Genomic DNA, 17929 nt, shown 5'->3' with positions numbered 1-17929 from the left:
CCGGGTAGCGGCATCGCCTTACCCGGCCTTCAAAACCGTAGATATTGTAGGCCGGGCAAGCGCAGCGCCCCCGGCACAAACCGCACACAGCAACATCACGCGAAGTGATCGTACCCTTTCCAGTCGAGCGTGACCGGCACCGCGTTTTGCACAAACTGCATCCCTTCACTTTCTGGCAGGATCTGCCCGATACAGGTGAATCGCGCGCCCAGATTGGCTAAGGCCACATCCAGCGTACCGCGATTGAGCTCAGGCACGGTAAAGCACAGCTCATAGTCTTCGCCGCCGGACAGCGCCCAGCGCAAGGCCTGCTCAGGCTCAACATTCCTGCGCATAGCGTCAGACAGCGGGAAAAGATCCAGATCCACCCGTGCGCCTACGCCGCTGGCCTTCAGAATATGTCCCAGATCAGAGATCAGGCCATCCGAGAGATCGATCGCTGAACTGGCACGATCGCGCAGCGCCTGGCCGTGCAGAATGCGTGGGGTCGGGCGTAAATGGCGTTGTACAAAGTATGTCGCGTCATCTGCATCCGGCACGGCTAAATGCTTCTGCAATATGGCCAGCCCCGCCGCGCTATCGCCCGGTGTACCGGTCACATAGATCCAGTCCCCCGGTTTGGCACCAGAGCGTTTCAGGGCGCGACCCACGGGCACATAGCCATGGATCGCCAGCGTCATCGACAGCGGTCCGGCGGTGGTATCGCCACCGATCAGCTGCATATCGTAATAGTTGAGTTGTTCAAACAGCGCGTCGCTGAAGGCAGCCAGCCAGCTTTCGTCAACGTCCGGCAGGGTCAATGCCAGTGTTAACCACGCCGGATCGGCCCCCATCGCCGCCAGATCGCTGACGTTCACCGCCAGCGCTTTATACGCCAGATCGGCTGGATCGATATCTGCCAGGAAATGACGACCACAGACTAAGGTGTCGGTGCTGATGGCCAGCGTCTGTTTTTCGGGGATATTAAGAAGAGCACAGTCGTCGCCGATGCCGGTTTCCACATCGAGACGCGCGCTTCTGACTCGGTCAAAATAACGGGCAATCAGGGAAAATTCGCCACATGCCATACGTTATGCCTCAGCAAAGAAAATAAAAAAACCGGAGCCTGCACCACCCCACAGGGTAATGCAGCACTCCGGCTTAGGGATCACTTTTTGCGGGGACGGATTGCGGGTGCAGCCTTGTCCAGTACGCCGTTAACAAATTTGTGGCTGTCTTCCGCACCGAAGGTTTTCGCCAGTTCGATAGCTTCGTTGATGGCCACTTTGTACGGCACATCGTCACGCTTAGACAGCTCAAACAGTGCAATGCGCAGCACCGCTTTTTCAACCTGACCCAACTCTTCGAGCAGACGGGACAGGTACGGCTTCATCAGACCGTCGAGATACGCGCTATTAGTCGCCACTCCCGACAGCAGTTCACGGAAGTACACGACGTCAACGTCTTTGACGTCTTGTTCCGCCAGGAACTGGTATTCAACATCAGAGATGTCGTTCTGGGACAACTGCCAGGAGTAAAGTGCCTGAACGGCACATTCACGGGCGCGGCGACGAGCAGCAGGTTTCACGGAATTCCCCTTACAAAAAAATCAGGCCTTGATGGCTTTCAATACATTGATCATTTCAAGCGCGGTCAGTGCAGCTTCTGCACCTTTGTTACCGGCTTTAGTGCCAGCGCGTTCGATAGCTTGTTCAATACTTTCAGTGGTGAGTACGCCAAAAGCGACAGGAATTTCAGCATCCTGCGCGACGTGCAACAGACCGTTGCTTGCACCACCAGCAACATATTCAAAGTGTGCCGTGCCGCCACGAATAACGGTACCCAGCGCGATCACCGCATCGTATTTGCCGGTTTTCGCCAGTGCACCCGCTGCCAGTGGCAGTTCGTAAGCACCTGGAACCCAGACAACGGTAATGTTTTCGTCTTTCACCTGGCCGATACGTTTCAGGGCGTCAATCGCACCATCCAGCAGGCTGTCGTTGATGAAGTTGTTGAAACGCGCAATGGTGATGGCGACGCGAGCGTCTGGGGTAGCAACAGCAGCTTCAATAATGTTCATACTCTTCCTTTACGGGTTCATTTGGCCCCGCAGGGGGGCGGATTTTATCATAATACTTAGCGCACCGCTTCCGAATTTAAAAAGCCGTTACGCGTTAGTCAAATGCAGGCACAGATCCGGTCCAACCGAACGTACCTCGCTAAAGTGAAATGCCGGGGCATCCGCCAGTTTTTCCAGCCCTGGCAGAGTGCACAAGCCACGGGCGTCGCTGCCTAACAGTTTAGGCGCCAGATAGACAACCAGCTCATCCACCAGCCCGGCCTGTAACAACGCGCCCGCCAGCGTCGGGCCCGCTTCGACCCAGATACTGTTGACCTGCTGTTTGCCCAGCAGCATCATCAGCACCACTAAATCCAGGTGCCCGTTGTGCTCCGGCACCATAATGCTGCGTACCCCTTCCGGCCAGCTACGATCGTCTTGCTGGGTGCGAGCAAACCAGGTCTCGCCCGGCTGCTGCACGATCCGGTGCGCAGGGGTCACGCGGTTCTCACGGTCTACCACAATCCGCAGCGGCTGACGTACATCCTCCTGCGGGTAAAGCGCCTGAGTGTCGTTATTCAGCTCATCCCAGCGCACGGTCAGGGCAGGATCGTCTGCCAGCACGGTGGCATGGCTGGTGAGAATAGCATGACTTTGCGCACGCAGACGTTGCACATCGCGCCTTGCCTGCGGGGAGGTGATCCACTGACTTTCGCCGCTGGCCATCGCCGTGCGGCCATCAAGCGATGCGCCCATTTTCAGCTGAATATAGGGGAAACCGGTCCGCATCCGCTTGAGGAAACCCTGGTTGAGGCGTTCGGCTTCACTCATCATCAGCCCGTGGCTGACCTCAATGCCCGCCTGCTGCAGACGGTACAGACCGCGCCCGGCCACCTGCGGATTAGGATCCTGCATCGCGGCCACGACGCGTGAGACTCCGGCGGCGATCAGCGCGTCGCAGCACGGCGGCGTGCGACCGTGATGGCTACAGGGTTCCAGCGTCACATAGGCTGTTGCGCCTCGGGCCTTGTCGCCAGCCATGCGCAGGGCATGCACTTCTGCGTGCGGCTCACCGGCGCGGTAGTGAAAACCTTCGCCGACAATCTGGCCATCGTTAACAATGACGCAGCCGACATTGGGGTTGGGATGGGTAGTAAAACGTCCGCGTTGCGCCAGCTTCAGCGCTCGCGCCATGTACATTTCATCCTGCATACGCTTAATCCTGTAGGCGGGCGATCTCTTCGCCAAACTCTTTGATATCTTCGAAACTGCGGTACACGGAAGCAAAGCGGATATAGGCAACCTTATCGAGCTTTTTAAGCTGCTCCATCACCAGGTTGCCAATCATTTTGCTGGCCACTTCGCGTTCGCCGGTGGCGCGCAGCTGCGATTTAATGTGGTTGAGCGCCATTTCAACGTCATCGGCGCTGACCGGGCGTTTTTCCAGCGCTTTGAGGATCCCTCTGCGCAGCTTCTCTTCGTTGAACGGCTCGCGGATGTCATTACTTTTCACAACGCGCGGCATGACCAGCTCCGCCACTTCGAAGGTGGTGAAACGTTCATTACAGACCAGGCACTGCCGACGGCGGCGCACAGAAGAGCCTTCTCCCACGAGTCGGGAGTCGATTACTTTGGTATCCACGGCGAGACAGAATGGGCAATGCATACGATGTCCTGACTATCGGGTTAACTGAACTCTATTTTACCCTGAACTGGGCCGACAACAAAGAAGACGCGTTTTTGGGATAAAGGATCTATACCACAGCCCGGGTCGTTGACTACCCTTAGCAGAATCCGTTATCTCAGGGAAATAATCACCATGACAAGACGTTACCTAAGTATTCTGCTGGTGGGAAGCCTCTTTAGCCTGAGCGCCTGCGCCCAGCAAAGTGAAGTGCGCCAGATGAACCAGAGCGTGAGTTCGCTGAATGCGACCATGAGTAAGCTCAATCAGGAAACCGTAAAAATCACTCAGCAGAACGCGCTGAACGTGAAATCCACCAGTGGCGTATACCTGCTGCCCGGCTCGAATACCCCTGCCCGTCTGAACAGCCAGATTGGCACCCTGCGCATGTCGTTGGTCAATGTGGCACCCAATGCCGATGGCACCCGCGCGACCCTGCGCATTCAGGGGGAATCTAACGATCCGCTCCCGGCGTTTAGCGCCACCGTCGCCTGGGGCCAGATCCAGGGCACCACCGATAACTTCCAGGAACAGAATGTCCAGACCCAGCTGATCAACGCCCCGGCCAGCGTGCTGGCGCCCAGCGATGTCGATATTCCGCTCCAGTTAAACGGAATCACCCCCGACCAGCTCGGGTTTATCCGCATTCACGATATTCAGCCCGTCGCGCAATAATCCCCCTGCGGAACGTCTTTCACGTTCCGCCCCCCTTTCGGCCGTTATGATTGGCAACATCAATGTTTGCCATTACAATCCGCTCCGTTAAAATACGCAAACGTGAACGCAATCGATTACGTATATGAGAGATATGTGAAACAACACATATTTTTGTGAGCAGGGATTCCTATAATAGGCTCGCAGAAACACGAAATATTTTGAAACGCAATTCGCGCCTTTTTCACTCCCGTTAGGGATTTCAAATCAGTGGCATCATTATGAAAAAAACATTACTCGCAGCCGGTGCAGCACTGGCACTCTCCTCCACTTTTGCTGTGCAGGCAGCAGAAAACGATAAACCAGAGTATGTCTCCGACTGGTGGCACCAGAGCGTCAACGTAGTAGGCAGCTACCACACCCGCTTTGGACCGCAAATCCGTAACGATACCTACCTGGAATACGAAGCTTTCGCTAAGAAAGACTGGTTTGATTTCTATGGTTACATGGATGCACCAGTCTTCTTCGGCGGTAACTCTACCGCGAAGGGTATCTGGAACCACGGTTCCCCACTGTTCATGGAGATCGAACCGCGCTTCTCCATCGACAAGCTGACCGGTGCTGACCTGAGCTTCGGTCCGTTCAAAGAGTGGTACATCGCTAACAACTACATCTACGACATGGGTCGCAACGAAGACGGTCGTCAGAGCACCTGGTACATGGGTCTGGGTACTGACATCGACACTGGCCTGCCAATGAGCCTGTCAATGAACGTGTATGCGAAATACCAGTGGCAGAACTACGGTGCAGCAAACGAAAACGAGTGGGATGGCTACCGTTTCAAAGTGAAATACTTTGTGCCGATCACCTCACTGTGGGGCGGTAACCTGAGCTATATCGGCTTCACCAACTTTGACTGGGGTTCAGACCTGGGCGACGACGACTTCCGTGACCTGGACGGTAAGAAAGCGCGCACTAACAACTCTATCGCGTCCAGCCATATTCTGGCCCTGAACTACGATCACTGGCACTACTCTGTTGTGGCACGTTACTGGCACAACGGTGGTCAGTGGAACGACGACGCAAGCCTGAACTTCGGCAAAGGTGACTTCAACGTCCGTTCTACCGGCTGGGGTGGTTACCTGGTTGTGGGTTACAACTTCTAATCAATGTGGGATTGTGCGGGCTGATGCCCTCACCCCTACCCTCTCCCACGGGAGAGGGCGCAAACACCAAAAACGGCAACAGACGTTGCCGTTTTGCTTTTACCTCGCCACCTGGCTTTTTTATTTCTTCACTTTGCGCAGAAAATCAGCCAGCGACCGGTCAGCGCTTTCACTAAATCGTCTGTCGATCGGCGTAATATTGAGACATCGGTCAAGTCGGAAGCAGCGATAGTCATCGCGCCTTTCGCACCAGGCGGCTAATAGCCAGTGCTCTCCCCAGAAAAACATCCCCAGCGGCTGAACGTCGCGCCAGGTTAACTGCCCGGCTTCATCACGATAGTGCAGCGCCAGTATCTGCTGGGCGGATATCGCCCGATGAATAACGTCAAAACTACTGCGGGAGTGATGTTGCATCGCAATGTCCGGGGCGTAGATCCGCGTCTGCTCGGCCTTGCGACGACTCTCTTCCGGCAAGATCGCCAGCACCTTCTCCTGCGCCGATTCCAACTCGCGGGACAGCGACTCGCCTCCCCAGGTTTTGAGCAGGCGAATTGCCACCATCAGAGCTTCTGATTCACGGTGGGTCAGCATCAGGGGCGGCAAATCGAAGCCCGACAACAGTCGGTACCCGCTACCGGCCTCCCCTTCTACCGGCACGCCTGAGAGCGATAAATCCCGGATATCACGATAAACCGTTCGCGCCGACACGCCCAAACGCTCGGCGAGCAGCGCCGCAGTGGTTAGCCGTCTGCCGCGCAGGATCTGGACTATCTGAAACAGGCGGTCAGCACGTCGGGTCATCGGTTATTCACTTTCGTTGTGGGGATCAGGCAGGCTGGTGCAGCCCGACCCGGTTGCCTTCGCTGTCGGTAAACAGCGCAATCGTGCCAATACCGCGCGGAAGTTCCAGCGGACCAAAGACGCACTCGCCACCAGCAGATGACACACGATCCAGCGTCGCCGCCAGATTGTCAGTATGCAGGTAAATAATAGCGCCCTGCAGAGCAGGTGTAATGCCGTCAAATTTTGCCAGCGCGCCGCCGGTTGCCGGGTCTTCATGGGGGAAGATTGCCAGCTCGGCACAGTCCATTTTTGCGTGCTTCAGCGCCACCTGCATCACCGGCTCATAAAAGGCGATGGCCCGCGCCATGTCGGCGACCGGAATTTCAAACCAGTTAATCACACTTTTCATACATTCTCCTGCCTGTTATTGGGGTTCAGAAGGAGTGTATGACAGGCCTCCTGACAGCATACTGTCAGGAGTGTTTGTCAGGAGCCAATAAAAAAAATCCCGGCCTTTTGGCCGGGATTGTATTTTCAGACAGTGTTCTTGTTACGGCAGAATTGACGGCTGATCCGCCCCTTCTTTTTCCACTTTCTGCTGGAGCAGGTGCTCACGGCGCATACCCAGTTTCAACGCCAGCGCGGACGCCACGTAGATGGAAGAGGCTGTACCGATGGACACACCGATCAACATGGTCAGCGAGAAGCCTTCCAGAATCGGGCCGCCGAAGAGGAACAGCATCAGGATCACCATCAATGTCGTACCGGAGGTGATCAAAGTACGGTGCAGCGTCTGCGTCAACGACACGTTAAAGATTTCGTACGGCGTACCGCGACGGATCTTACGGAAGTTTTCACGGATACGGTCCGATACCACGATACTGTCGTTCAGCGAGTAACCGATTACCGACATCAGTGATGCCACAATCGTCAGGTCAATCTCGATATGGAACAGTGACAGTACGCCCATGGTGATCACCACGTCGTGCGCCAGCGCGATAACCACCCCGGCGGCCAGACGCCACTCGAAGCGGAAACCGACGTATGCCAGGATCGAGATCAGCGCCACCAACAGTGCCATCGCACCGGTCTGGGCCAGATCTGCACCCACGCTCGGACCCACGAACTCAATACGTTTTACCGTCGCATGCTGGTTGGTCGATTCGTTAATGACGTTAACGACCTTGCTGCCCAGCTCCTGGCTGCCGTTGGCATCCTTCGCCGGTGGCATACGCACCATGATGTCACGGCTGCTGCCGAAATTCTGCAGCAGCGGCTCTTCAAAGCCCGCCTTTTCCAGCGACAGGCGCATCTGGTCCATATCGACCGGGTTTTCCAGGGTAATCTCAATCACCGTACCACCGGTGAAATCCAGACCCCAGTTAAAACCACGCACGCCCATAATGGCGATAGAGACGATCAGCAGCAAACCTGAAATGCCGAACGCCCAGTTATCCCAGCGCATAAAGTCCCAGACTTTACGGCCGTAGTTCAATTGCTCAACAGTATATTCCTGTGCCACAACGCACTCCTCAGATAGACAGCTTTTTAACGCGCTTGCCGCCGTACAGCAGGTTCACGATGGCACGGGTGCCGACGATAGCGGTAAACATAGAGGTCGCCACACCGATACCGGTAGTGATAGCAAAACCTTTAATGGCACCAGTACCGACAGCGTACAGGATCAGAACTTTGATTAGCGTCGTCACGTTCGCATCGAAAATAGAGCTGAACGCGCCACGGTAACCTTCATCGATAGCCTGTTGTACTGAACGCCCGTTGCTCAACTCTTCTTTGATACGTTCGTTAATCAGTACGTTGGCATCGACCGCAACCGCAAGGGTTAACACGATACCCGCGATCCCCGGCATGGTCAGCGTTGCCCCTGGCAGCAGGGACATAATGCCGATAATCAGCACCAGGTTCGCAATCAGCGCGGACGTCGCAATCAGGCCAAACTTCTTATAGAAGAACAGCATGAAGACGATAGAGATCAGCAGACCGGCCAGACAAGCCTCCAGCCCCTGGGTGATGTTCTGCATACCCAGCGTTGGACCGATAGTGCGCTCTTCAACAATCTGAATTGGCGCAATCAGCGCACCGGCACGCAGCAGCAGCGAGAGCTGACGGGCTTCGTTCGGGTTACTGATACCGGTAATACGGAAGCTGTTACCCAGGCGAGACTGGATGTTGGCGATGTTAATCACCTCTTCCTGCTTCACCAGAACCGCACGGCCGTTGGCGTCTTTCTTACCGCTGTCTTTGTACTCCACGAACAGGGTCGCCATCGGTTTACCGATGTTGTCCTTGGTGAAGTTAGACATGATGTTGCCACCTGCGCTGTCGAGCGAGATGTTAACCTGCGCCTGGTTGTATTCGTCCTGGCTGGAGGTAGAGTCGGTGATATGGTCACCGGTCAGGATCACACGCTTGTACATGACAACCGGCTGACCTTCACGGGTCTGTTTCACTTCCGAGTCACCCGGAACGCGGCCAGACGCTACAGCGGACTGATCGACGTTGGTATTGACCAGACGGAATTCCAGAGTTGCCGTTGCGCCGAGAATCTCTTTCGCACGTGCAGTATCCTGAATACCCGGCAGCTCGACCACGATACGGTCAGCACCCTGACGCTGTACCAGCGGTTCGGCAACGCCAAGCTGGTTAACGCGGTTACGCAGGATGTTAATGTTCTGCTGAACCGCGTATTCACGCGCTTCTTTCAGACGAACATCGGTCATCACCGCACGCAGCTGGTTGCTACCCTGGCTGGACAGCACCAGATCGCGATGACGCTGCGTCAGGTAATCCATCGCCTGATCGCGCGCGGTGCTGTCGCGAAACGCGATGCTCAGCCCGTAATTATCTTCCTTACGCACGGTGGTGTAAGGGATGCCTTTTTCACGCAGATCGCTGCGCAGGCTATCAATGTTTTGTTCCTGCAGTTTACCGAGCGCGGTGTCCATATCCACTTCCATCAGGAAGTGAACGCCGCCACGCAGGTCAAGACCGAGTTTCATCGGCTCTGCGTTAATGGAGGCTAACCAGCGCGGGGTTGCAGGAGCAAGGTTCAACGCCACGACAAATTTATCACCCATCACGCCCATCAGCGCTTCACGAGCGCGGAGCTGCGTGTCGGTGGAGTCGAAGCGAGCAAGAATTGCGCCCTCTTCCAGTGCCACAGACTTAGCGGTAATTTTTTCTTCTTGTAAAGTTTTCTGGACCTGGATCAGCGTTTGCTCACTGGCGGCGACACCGCGCGCGCCAGTGATTTGAACAGCCGGATCCTCACCATACAGGTTGGGGAGTGCATACAGCAGGCCGACGAGGATCACGACGACCAGCATGATGTACTTCCACAAAGGATAACGGTTTAACACGGCAGTTCCCTTTGGGAAAAGTTGATTACAGCGCCTTCATGGTGCCTTTCGGCAGAACGGCAGCTACGAAGTCACGTTTGATAACCACTTCAGTGGTGTCGTTCAGTGCAATAACAACATAACCGTTGTCGGAAACCTTGCTCACACGACCCACCAGGCCACCGTTGGTCAGCACTTCATCACCTTTAGCGATGGAGTCCATCAGCTTTTTGTGCTCTTTGGTGCGCTTCTGCTGTGGGCGCAGGATCATGAAATAGAAAATCAGACCAAACACCACCAGCATCAGGATCAGAGACATCGGGCTGCCCTGCGCCGGTGCACCTGTTGCCGCTACCGCATCAGAAATAAAAAAGCTCATTAAAATTCCCTCATTTTATAAATTAATCAACGTTCAAAGGTGGGACATCCCGACCCTGTCGCTGGTAAAAATCAGTCACGAAGCTCTCTAATTTACCCTCTTCGATAGCCTTGCGTAAACCAGCCATTAAGCGCTGGTAATAGCGAAGGTTATGAATTGTGTTGAGACGCGCGCCTAATATTTCATTACAACGATCAAGATGGTACAGATAGGCACGCGAATAATTGCGACAGGTGTAGCAATCGCACTCGGCATCGAGCGTGCTGGTATCGCTTTTGTGCTTCGCATTACGGATTTTCACCACGCCGTCAGTCACAAACAGGTGACCATTACGCGCGTTGCGCGTAGGCATGACGCAGTCGAACATATCAATGCCGCGACGAACGCCTTCAACCAGATCTTCTGGTTTACCCACGCCCATCAGGTACCGGGGTTTATCTGCTGGAATTTGCGGGCAAACATGCTCCAGAATCCGGTGCATATCTTCCTTTGGCTCACCCACAGCCAGACCGCCGACAGCGTAGCCATCAAAACCTATCTCTACCAGACCTTTAACAGAGATATCGCGTAAATCTTCGTAAACGCTACCCTGAATAATGCCGAACAGCGCATTTTTGTTTTCCAGGGAGTCGAAACGGTCGCGGCTGCGTTGAGCCCAGCGCAGGGACATTTCCATCGAACGCTTCGCGTAGTCCCAGTCTGCCGGGTATGGCGTACATTCGTCGAAGATCATCACGATGTCGGAACCGAGATCGTTCTGAATCTCCATCGACTTCTCTGGATCGAGGAAAATCGGGTCGCCGTTGATCGGGTTACGGAAGTGAACGCCTTTTTCGGTGATCTTACGAATATCACCAAGGCTAAACACCTGGAAGCCGCCGGAATCGGTCAGGATGGGACCTTTCCACTGCATAAAATCGTGCAGATCGCCATGCAGCTTCATGACTTCCTGACCCGGACGCAGCCACAGGTGGAAGGTGTTACCGAGGATAATTTGCGCGCCGGTGGCTTCGACCTCTTCCGGCGTCATCCCTTTGACGGTGCCGTAGGTGCCCACAGGCATAAAGGCTGGCGTTTCGACTACGCCGCGATCAAACACCAGACGGCCACGGCGAGCGCGACCATCGGTGGTATCGAGTTCAAATTTCATGTTTTCTCCTGCACCAGAAAAACAGTCCGGCGCGTTACACCTGTGTCGCGGAGCTATTCCCCGACACGCTCATTTAAAGCCTGCGGATTGTACGTGATAAACATCGCGTCACCGTAGCTAAAAAATCGATATTTTTGTTCTACCGCAGCCTTGTAGGCATTCATGGTGTGTTGATAACCGGCAAATGCCGACACCAGCATGATCAGGGTCGATTCCGGCAGGTGGAAATTGGTCACCAGCGCATCGACGACCTGATATTGATAACCTGGGTAGATGAAGATTTTGGTATCGTTGAAAAACGGCGCGATCAGCGCATCACTGGCGGCCTGGGCGGCGCTTTCCAGCGAACGCACCGAGGTGGTGCCCACGGCGATAACCCGGCTGCCGCGCGCTTTTGCCGCCAGCACCGCATCCACAACCTCCTGCGGCACTTCGGCATATTCGGAGTGCATGATGTGATCTTCAATGCTGTCCACCCGCACCGGCTGGAAGGTGCCCGCCCCTACGTGCAGGGTCACAAAGGCCAGCTCAACCCCTTTCTCACGCAGCTTTTCAAGCAGCGGATCGTCAAAATGCAGGCCCGCAGTGGGAGCCGCAACCGCGCCCGGCTTCTGGCTGTAGACGGTCTGATACAGCTCGCGGTCGGCCTCTTCATCAGGACGGTCGATATACGGTGGCAGCGGCATATGGCCGATGCTATTCAGAATATCCAGCACCGGACGCTCATCGTTGAACTGCACTTCAAACAGCGCATCGTGGCGGGCCACCATGGTGGCATTGATGCTCTCGTCATCGCCCAGCAGCAGCTCTGCACCCGGCTTCGGTGCTTTGGATGCGCGAATATGTGCCAGAATACGTTTGTCATCGAGCATTCTTTCGACCAGCACTTCAATCTTTCCGCCGCTGGCTTTACGGCCAAACAGACGGGCCGGGATCACGCGGGTATTGTTGAAGACCAGCAGATCGCCAGGGTTGAGCTTGTCGAGTAAATCGGTGAAAGTACCGTGCGTCAGCGCACCCGTCGGCCCGTCCAGCGACAACAAGCGGCAGCTACTGCGCTCAGGCATGGGATAGTGGGCAATCAGGGACTCGGGTAATTCAAAGGAGAAATCGGCGACGCGCATGGCTTATACTCGTGACTTAAAAACAGGCGGCTTAGTCTAGTGCTCACACCTCTTTGCTGCAACAACTAGCCGTATCCGGATAACGAATCGCATGAATTTTCTCGCTCACCTGCACCTCGCCCACCTCGCTGACAGCTCCCTTTCCGGCAATTTGCTGGCCGATTTCGTGCGCGGTAATCCCGCTGAGGATTACGCCGCTGACGTCGTAGAAGGGATTTTCATGCACCGGCGGATTGATGTCCTGACCGACAACCTGCCCGAAGTCACCGAAGCCAAAGCCTGGTTCCGCCCCGAAACGCGCCGGGTGGCACCCATTACGCTGGACGTGATGTGGGATCACTTTTTGTCACGTCACTGGTCGCAACTGTCGCCGGAGATGCCGCTGCCGGCATTTGTGCGCTACGCCCACGCGCAGGTGGCGATGATCCTGCCTGACTCGCCGCCGCGTTTTGTCAATCTGAATGACTACCTGTGGTCCGAGCGCTGGCTGGAGCGCTACAGCGAAATGGATTTCATCCAGCGGGTGCTGAACGGGATGGCCAGCCGCCGCCCGCGTCTCGATGCCCTGCGCGACTCCTGGCAGGATCTGGACGCCCATTACGACGCGCTGGAGACCCGCTTCTGGCAGTTTTACCCGCGCATGATGGCGCAAGCAAAAAACAAACAACTTTAATCAAAGTGTGATCGATAGGTAAAAACTGACTTAACGATTGTCAGCACCTCTTTGTCAGCGGGCCGATCTCTCTCTATACTGGCCCGCGTTGCGTTCCAAATAACCTTAGTCATTACAGGAGAATCTTATGGTTCTGGTAACTCGTCCGGCTCCGGATTTTACAGCTGCAGCAGTTCTGGGCAACGGTGAAATCGTTGATAACTTCAACTTCAAGCAGCACACCAACGGTAAAGCGACCGTACTGTTCTTCTGGCCGATGGACTTTACCTTCGTTTGCCCGTCTGAGCTGATCGCGTTCGACAAGCGTTACGAAGAATTCCAGAAACGTGGCGTGGAAGTGGTTGGCGTCTCCTTCGACTCTGAGTTTGTACACAACGCATGGCGTAACACCCCTGTCGACAACGGCGGCATCGGTGCGGTGAAATACGCAATGGTTGCGGACATCAAGCGTGAAATCCAGAAGGCATACGGTATCGAACATCCGGACGCTGGCGTGGCACTGCGCGGCTCCTTCCTGATCGACGCGAACGGCATCGTGCGTCACCAGGTCGTGAACGATCTGCCGCTGGGTCGTAACATCGACGAAATGCTGCGTATGGTTGACGCGCTGCAGTTCCACGAAGAGCACGGTGAAGTGTGCCCGGCTCAGTGGGAAAAAGGGAAAGAAGGTATGGCTGCATCTCCAGCAGGCGTAGCGAAATACCTGACCGAGAACGTCACCAGCCTGTAATCGGCATGAATGACGAGAAGGCCCGCAGATGCGGGCCTTTTTTTATGGCATTACGCCGCCCCGTCCTTTTTCACTTCACGCCACAGCCGCCAGGCCATCAGCGCCAGCACGGCAACGCCCACAATCAGCGCTCCCCACACCAGCAGCGTTTTCCACAGGCTCCGTTGCTCGGCGACCGACGTTGCCGTGAGTCGCGCCTCACCGCCAAGCGTCACGCTCTCCTGCGGCTCGGCCCACGGAAGATCATCAACATCCTGCAATTTGCGCAGCGACGCCGGGATCAGCATATCCATTGTAATATCCGCTTTCTGCGCCGCCCGGTTTCCCCAGGCCAGCATATACGGCCCTTTACCCTGCGCATTAAATATCAGCTGGTAACTGTCGCGCACACCGCTCAGGGCGGGGAGTGTCTGGGGCAATCTGGCATTCACGGGGATCATGCGCACTGCTTCAACCGGTTGACCAGAAAGAGGAATATCGTCCGAGCGCTTGCCATCCAGACGGTAAAGCACGGTTTTTGTCAGCGGTTGCCAGGGGGCGTTTTCAGCGCTGCGCCAGGACAGCTCGACGGGCAAGACCGCATCCTCTGCCAGTTCAATTCTGAGCGCACTCAGCGGCTGCGGTTGCGTCCAGCGCCAGACGGCGTCGTCATTCCCTGCCTTATCCGCCCGGGCGTTAACCACGATGCGTTCTGACTCCGGCTCGCTGCTGTCGGCAATGGCACTCACGCTGTTCAGGGTCAGAGCCGGGCTTTGCGAGTCGAGGATCACCAGCAGGTAGCGCGTCCCTTGTGCAGAGAGCGTCAGGCTGGCGTTAATCGCGTCCATTTTCAGCCGATCGTTACCCTGCGTCAGATCCATCAGCGGCGCATCTTGCTGAACAGGCTGCCAGTCGCGTAAATCATGGCTGGCGTACACGGAGGCTTTTCCCTGCCAGTTACCCGCAGGCGTGTTCCAATTAAGGCGTAATTGCGCCAGATAGAGTGAGTCTTTCATCGTCTCCGGCAGCATCAGTAAATAGCTCTGGCCGAGGGAGTTTACATCGTCGCTTTCGAGATGAATTTCTACGCCACTCGTTGAGCGTAAGACAAAGGCAACGGTCCCCTCCTGCCCTTCTTTTCGCGGGGCGACCGGCGACATAGCTAAAGGAAACAGCCGCAGCGTTACCGCCTCGGGTGTGACGGGCTGGCTTTTTTGTGCTTCCAGGGTAAAGGGCACCACATCGCCCTGGTGGTTAAATACCCGGACATCGCGTAAATCCGGCCAGGCCGTACTTTGATACAGGGCCTGAGGAAGCGCAACGCGATGCCAGGGCGACGTGCTGGTGGTCTCCAGCATCACGCCCTGCACGTAGTCCACAGGCGCTTCTCGCAGGTCGTCACTGCCGATCGCCGCGCCGGTTGTCGCCAACAGTACACTGCATAACACCGCTTTCATCCATTTCATTTTGCTTCTCCTGCTTTCGGCGGTAACGGTGAGAAATAGCCGATGATGAGCACCAGAATCGCCACGCCGATAAAAGCCACCGCCCGCGCCAGACCACCCCCGCGTGCGCTGTCCACCAGCATCAGTTTCACAATAACTATTCCCAGCAGCGCCGCCCCGCACAGCCATTCCTGGCGGGAACGCCGTCGGGTTGCGTGTAGCATCGCCACCAGCGCCGCCAGCATCCAGAACAGCGCAAAGCAGGTCTGGATAAGCCGGGAGTGCCACAACGATTCAAGGCTCCAGGCCACGTCGCCGTACCACGCCAGCGCGCGCAGCAGCATGCCATTCAACCACCAGAAACCGAGCGCCAGTAACGCAACAACGGGCCACGGCCGGTATCGCGATAGCGGTATCGGGAAATGCCACAGCGAGACGCGATACAACACCACCAGCCCCAGCAGGGCGAAGGCAGCCCCCTCTTCCAACGGATTGATCAGCGGGAGGTATACCTGACGATAAATCACGCCGTCCTGTAAATTGGTCACCGCCAGTAAGCACACCAGCGCCACCGCCACCGGAACCATGGCCACCGAAGAATACAGTGCCGGCCAGACCCGGAACGGCCAGATCTGTCGACGAGCCGCCGTCTCAACCAGCAGCATCAGCAACCCGCCCGCCGCCATTAACAGGCCGCTTCCCCAGGCCGCCATCCCCCACGGCAAATCCCGCGCAAACCAGACAAGCTCGGTTGCCAGCGCCAGCAGGATCATCCAGAACAACGTCAGATGGGCAAGCATGGCCAGCCGCGACGGCAGCGTCGGGCCGTCACGCCAGAGCAAGGCCAGTGCGGCAGGCAGCGCCAGGCACCACGCCAGATTCAGCCAGCCTGCCGCCAATAATTGCTCAGCGCCAATCTGATAGCACAGCACGACCAGCATCGTCGGCCACAGCAGCCATTTGCTGGCATCCAGCGCCTGCCACTTCAGCCGCGCTGCCACCGCACGCCAGCCCCAGACCGACACCGCCATCAACGCCAGCACGCCAGACCACACCCGCGAATCGTGCTTTAGCACCCAGTGTGATGCCGCATACAGCGCCACCATCCAGAACAGTAATCCGCCTGCGAGCAGTACCCAGCTGCCCTGACGTTGGATCCCCTGCCACAGCCACGCTGCCATCAGCCAGCTCAGGCTGAGAACCGTGAAGATCAGCATCAGTGATAGCGGTGTAGTCCCCTGCATCTGCGCCCAGGCCGCACTTCCGACGGCTAGCACCAGCAGTCCGGTACCGCTGTAGCTCATCCGCCGCTGGTTCTGCTGTACGCCGAGCCAGAGGATCCCCAGCCCCTCCAGCGACCAGGCCATCGCCGTCCAGCGCGCCGACAGCGCCAGCGGGATAGCGAGCGTGGTAAAGGCCCCGCCGAGCGCCAGCCCCGCCAGCACCAGCGGTCTGCCCAGAGAGGGATAACGACGCAGCGCCAGCCAGGCTAACGCCAGATAGAAACCACCGTAGCCGAGGGCGCTGAGCGCCGGGCCGTACGCCATATGCCGGATAATCGCGTATTGCATGCCAAAGCCTAACAGCGGCGGGGCGAACAGCAGTACGCCATCAACAATTTGCTTCCCTTTCTCCTGCGCCCGCAACGACAGCGCCACGCTCAGCACACCAAACAGGATGGTGTTGGCAATCAGGAACAGCTGACAGCTCAGGTAGTAGGCCGGTTGATAGTCGTTCAGCCCCCACAGGCCACCGACGCCAAAGGTAAACAACAGGCCGAGCAGGTTAAGCTCGCGCCAGTGTTGCCAGGCGCTGATGGCAAGAATGCCAACGGAGAGCAGAAGATAGAAAGAGAACAGCGCCACGTGACTGCCGCCGCCAGTAGAAAGCAACAGCGGGGCCAGATAACCCCCGAGGCTGGCCAGCATCGCCAGGCTGAGCGCCTTTTGCAGGATCGCCAGCCCGACGCTCGCCGCGCAAATGACCACCAGCAACCCAAACGCCAGGGTCATCGGCAGCATCTGCCATAAGCGGAACGCGCCAAAAACGGTCAGATAGAGTGCACCGGTCGCGCCCCCCTGTAAAATCAGTGCGTAGACCGGTTGTTTATGGCGTAACCGCCATCCCACCGCCAGCAGGGCAATGGCAAACAGCGCTGCCGTGACCAGGCGCAGCTCAAGCGGGAACAGAGCGTGCTCGACCGTGTAGCGCAGCAGGAACGACAGACCGAAAAACAGCAGCAGGATCCCAAGCTTCGCCAGTGGATTGCCCTGCATAAACCAGCGCACCAGCGACGAAATAACGCCACCGAATGCAGAAGGCTGTCGGGCTTTGGCACCAGGAGCCGCCACTTTCTCTGGTTGCGGCTCTTTGCCGACGGCGTCGGGTTTCGCCTGCGATTGCCAGGGGTCGGCGGGCTCAGGCTGCAGCTCTGCCACCGGCTCTGGCGGGGTGATGTTAACCACAGGCGCAACAGGTTCCGCAACCGCGGCCTGCGCCACCCCACGCTGTTCAAGCTCCTCAACCCGACGACGCAGGACGGCCAGCTCAAAACGCACCGCCGAACTGCGGTTGAGCGCAACAATCGCAAGGATCGGTACGATCACCAGCGCGAACAGTACAATAAAACCGCCAAGGATCAGCAGGTCATCCATGTTTCCACCTTCTCTGTAGACGAGTTGAGCAGATTGACACAAATTGTTGCATTTCCGCTATCCCCATTAGCGCAGGACGCGATTTTTCAGATTTTTTAGCCAGGGCATACC

At 56.7% G+C, this 17929-nt stretch carries 18 protein-coding genes; 4 read left to right on the top strand and 14 right to left on the bottom strand.

The features are described 5' to 3' along the window. Nucleotides 1-95: 95 nt before the first annotated feature. The 5 genes from thiL to nrdR all read right to left on the bottom strand — a co-directional run bounded on the left by thiL (nt 96) and on the right by nrdR (nt 3704). A complete protein-coding gene (thiL, locus tag M8013_RS10210) occupies nt 96-1067 on the bottom strand; it encodes a thiamine-phosphate kinase (protein ID WP_271267693.1) in 972 nt (323 codons plus the stop codon). A gap of 80 nt (nt 1068-1147) precedes the next feature. Beyond that, a complete protein-coding gene (nusB, locus tag M8013_RS10205) occupies nt 1148-1567 on the bottom strand; it encodes a transcription antitermination factor NusB (protein ID WP_052283886.1) in 420 nt (139 codons plus the stop codon). A 21-nt stretch (nt 1568-1588) separates the two neighbouring features. Further along, complete coding sequence (gene ribH, locus M8013_RS10200) at nt 1589-2059, bottom strand: 6,7-dimethyl-8-ribityllumazine synthase (RefSeq protein WP_271267692.1); 471 nt, start codon at nt 2057-2059, stop codon at nt 1589-1591. Nucleotides 2060-2146: 87 nt separating this feature from the next. Next, nucleotides 2147-3250 carry a bifunctional diaminohydroxyphosphoribosylaminopyrimidine deaminase/5-amino-6-(5-phosphoribosylamino)uracil reductase RibD gene (gene ribD / locus M8013_RS10195; protein ID WP_271267691.1) on the bottom strand — a complete coding sequence of 368 codons (1104 nt, stop codon included), beginning with the start codon at nt 3248-3250 and terminating at the stop codon, nt 2147-2149. 4 nt (nt 3251-3254) lie between these two features. Continuing rightward, nucleotides 3255-3704: a transcriptional regulator NrdR gene (gene nrdR, locus M8013_RS10190; RefSeq protein WP_271267690.1), complete on the bottom strand. Its 450-nt coding sequence runs from the start codon at nt 3702-3704 to the stop codon at nt 3255-3257. Nucleotides 3705-3857: 153 nt separating this feature from the next. Here nrdR and M8013_RS10185 point away from each other — a divergent pair, with 153 nt between their 5' ends. Then, nucleotides 3858-4397, top strand: coding sequence for a SadB/YajI family lipoprotein (locus M8013_RS10185; protein WP_271267689.1), 540 nt, complete (start codon nt 3858-3860; stop codon nt 4395-4397). Nucleotides 4398-4657: 260 nt separating this feature from the next. Further along, nucleotides 4658-5542: a nucleoside-specific channel-forming protein Tsx gene (locus M8013_RS10180; protein ID WP_271267688.1), complete on the top strand. Its 885-nt coding sequence runs from the start codon at nt 4658-4660 to the stop codon at nt 5540-5542. A 120-nt stretch (nt 5543-5662) separates the two neighbouring features. Here the strand turns inward: M8013_RS10180 and M8013_RS10175 are convergent, their stop codons facing one another. The 7 genes from M8013_RS10175 to queA all read right to left on the bottom strand — a co-directional run bounded on the left by M8013_RS10175 (nt 5663) and on the right by queA (nt 12337). Further along, on the bottom strand, nt 5663-6343 hold the full coding sequence (locus tag M8013_RS10175; RefSeq protein ID WP_271267687.1) for a helix-turn-helix transcriptional regulator: 681 nt from the start codon (nt 6341-6343) through the stop codon (nt 5663-5665). Between the two features lie 25 nt (nt 6344-6368). Then, the gene (locus M8013_RS10170; RefSeq protein ID WP_271267686.1) at nt 6369-6734 is read right to left on the bottom strand and encodes a VOC family protein; all 366 of its coding nucleotides are present in this window, start codon (nt 6732-6734) and stop codon (nt 6369-6371) included. Nucleotides 6735-6875: 141 nt separating this feature from the next. After that, nucleotides 6876-7847, bottom strand: a complete 972-nt coding sequence (gene secF, locus M8013_RS10165) for a protein translocase subunit SecF (RefSeq protein WP_271267685.1) — start codon at nt 7845-7847, stop codon at nt 6876-6878. A gap of 10 nt (nt 7848-7857) precedes the next feature. After that, the gene (gene secD / locus M8013_RS10160; protein WP_271267684.1) at nt 7858-9705 is read right to left on the bottom strand and encodes a protein translocase subunit SecD; all 1848 of its coding nucleotides are present in this window, start codon (nt 9703-9705) and stop codon (nt 7858-7860) included. A 25-nt stretch (nt 9706-9730) separates the two neighbouring features. Beyond that, entirely contained in the window at nt 9731-10063 is a 333-nt protein-coding gene (gene yajC / locus M8013_RS10155; RefSeq protein WP_271267683.1) for a preprotein translocase subunit YajC, read from the bottom strand. 22 nt (nt 10064-10085) lie between these two features. Further along, nucleotides 10086-11213 carry a tRNA guanosine(34) transglycosylase Tgt gene (gene tgt / locus M8013_RS10150; RefSeq protein ID WP_271267682.1) on the bottom strand — a complete coding sequence of 376 codons (1128 nt, stop codon included), beginning with the start codon at nt 11211-11213 and terminating at the stop codon, nt 10086-10088. Between the two features lie 53 nt (nt 11214-11266). Further along, nucleotides 11267-12337, bottom strand: coding sequence for a tRNA preQ1(34) S-adenosylmethionine ribosyltransferase-isomerase QueA (gene queA / locus M8013_RS10145; RefSeq protein WP_271267681.1), 1071 nt, complete (start codon nt 12335-12337; stop codon nt 11267-11269). A 91-nt stretch (nt 12338-12428) separates the two neighbouring features. Between queA and acpH the strand changes: the two genes are divergently transcribed. Next, nucleotides 12429-13010, top strand: coding sequence for an ACP phosphodiesterase (acpH, locus tag M8013_RS10140; RefSeq protein ID WP_271267680.1), 582 nt, complete (start codon nt 12429-12431; stop codon nt 13008-13010). Nucleotides 13011-13137: 127 nt separating this feature from the next. Continuing rightward, complete coding sequence (locus tag M8013_RS10135) at nt 13138-13740, top strand: peroxiredoxin C (protein ID WP_271267679.1); 603 nt, start codon at nt 13138-13140, stop codon at nt 13738-13740. Between the two features lie 50 nt (nt 13741-13790). Here the strand turns inward: M8013_RS10135 and M8013_RS10130 are convergent, their stop codons facing one another. Then, nucleotides 13791-15185, bottom strand: a complete 1395-nt coding sequence (locus M8013_RS10130) for a DUF3999 domain-containing protein (RefSeq protein WP_271267678.1) — start codon at nt 15183-15185, stop codon at nt 13791-13793. Next, a complete protein-coding gene (locus M8013_RS10125) occupies nt 15182-17818 on the bottom strand; it encodes a DUF2339 domain-containing protein (RefSeq protein ID WP_271267677.1) in 2637 nt (878 codons plus the stop codon). The genes M8013_RS10130 and M8013_RS10125 overlap by 4 nt, the downstream gene beginning before the upstream one ends. Nucleotides 17819-17929 lie beyond the last annotated feature (111 nt).

It is taken from the genome of Silvania confinis (genome assembly GCF_025564085.1).
GTDB classification, from domain to species: Bacteria; Pseudomonadota; Gammaproteobacteria; order Enterobacterales; family Enterobacteriaceae; genus Enterobacter; species Enterobacter confinis.
Note: the sequence above shows the minus strand (reverse complement) of the source record. Positions and strands in the feature narration are given on the sequence as shown.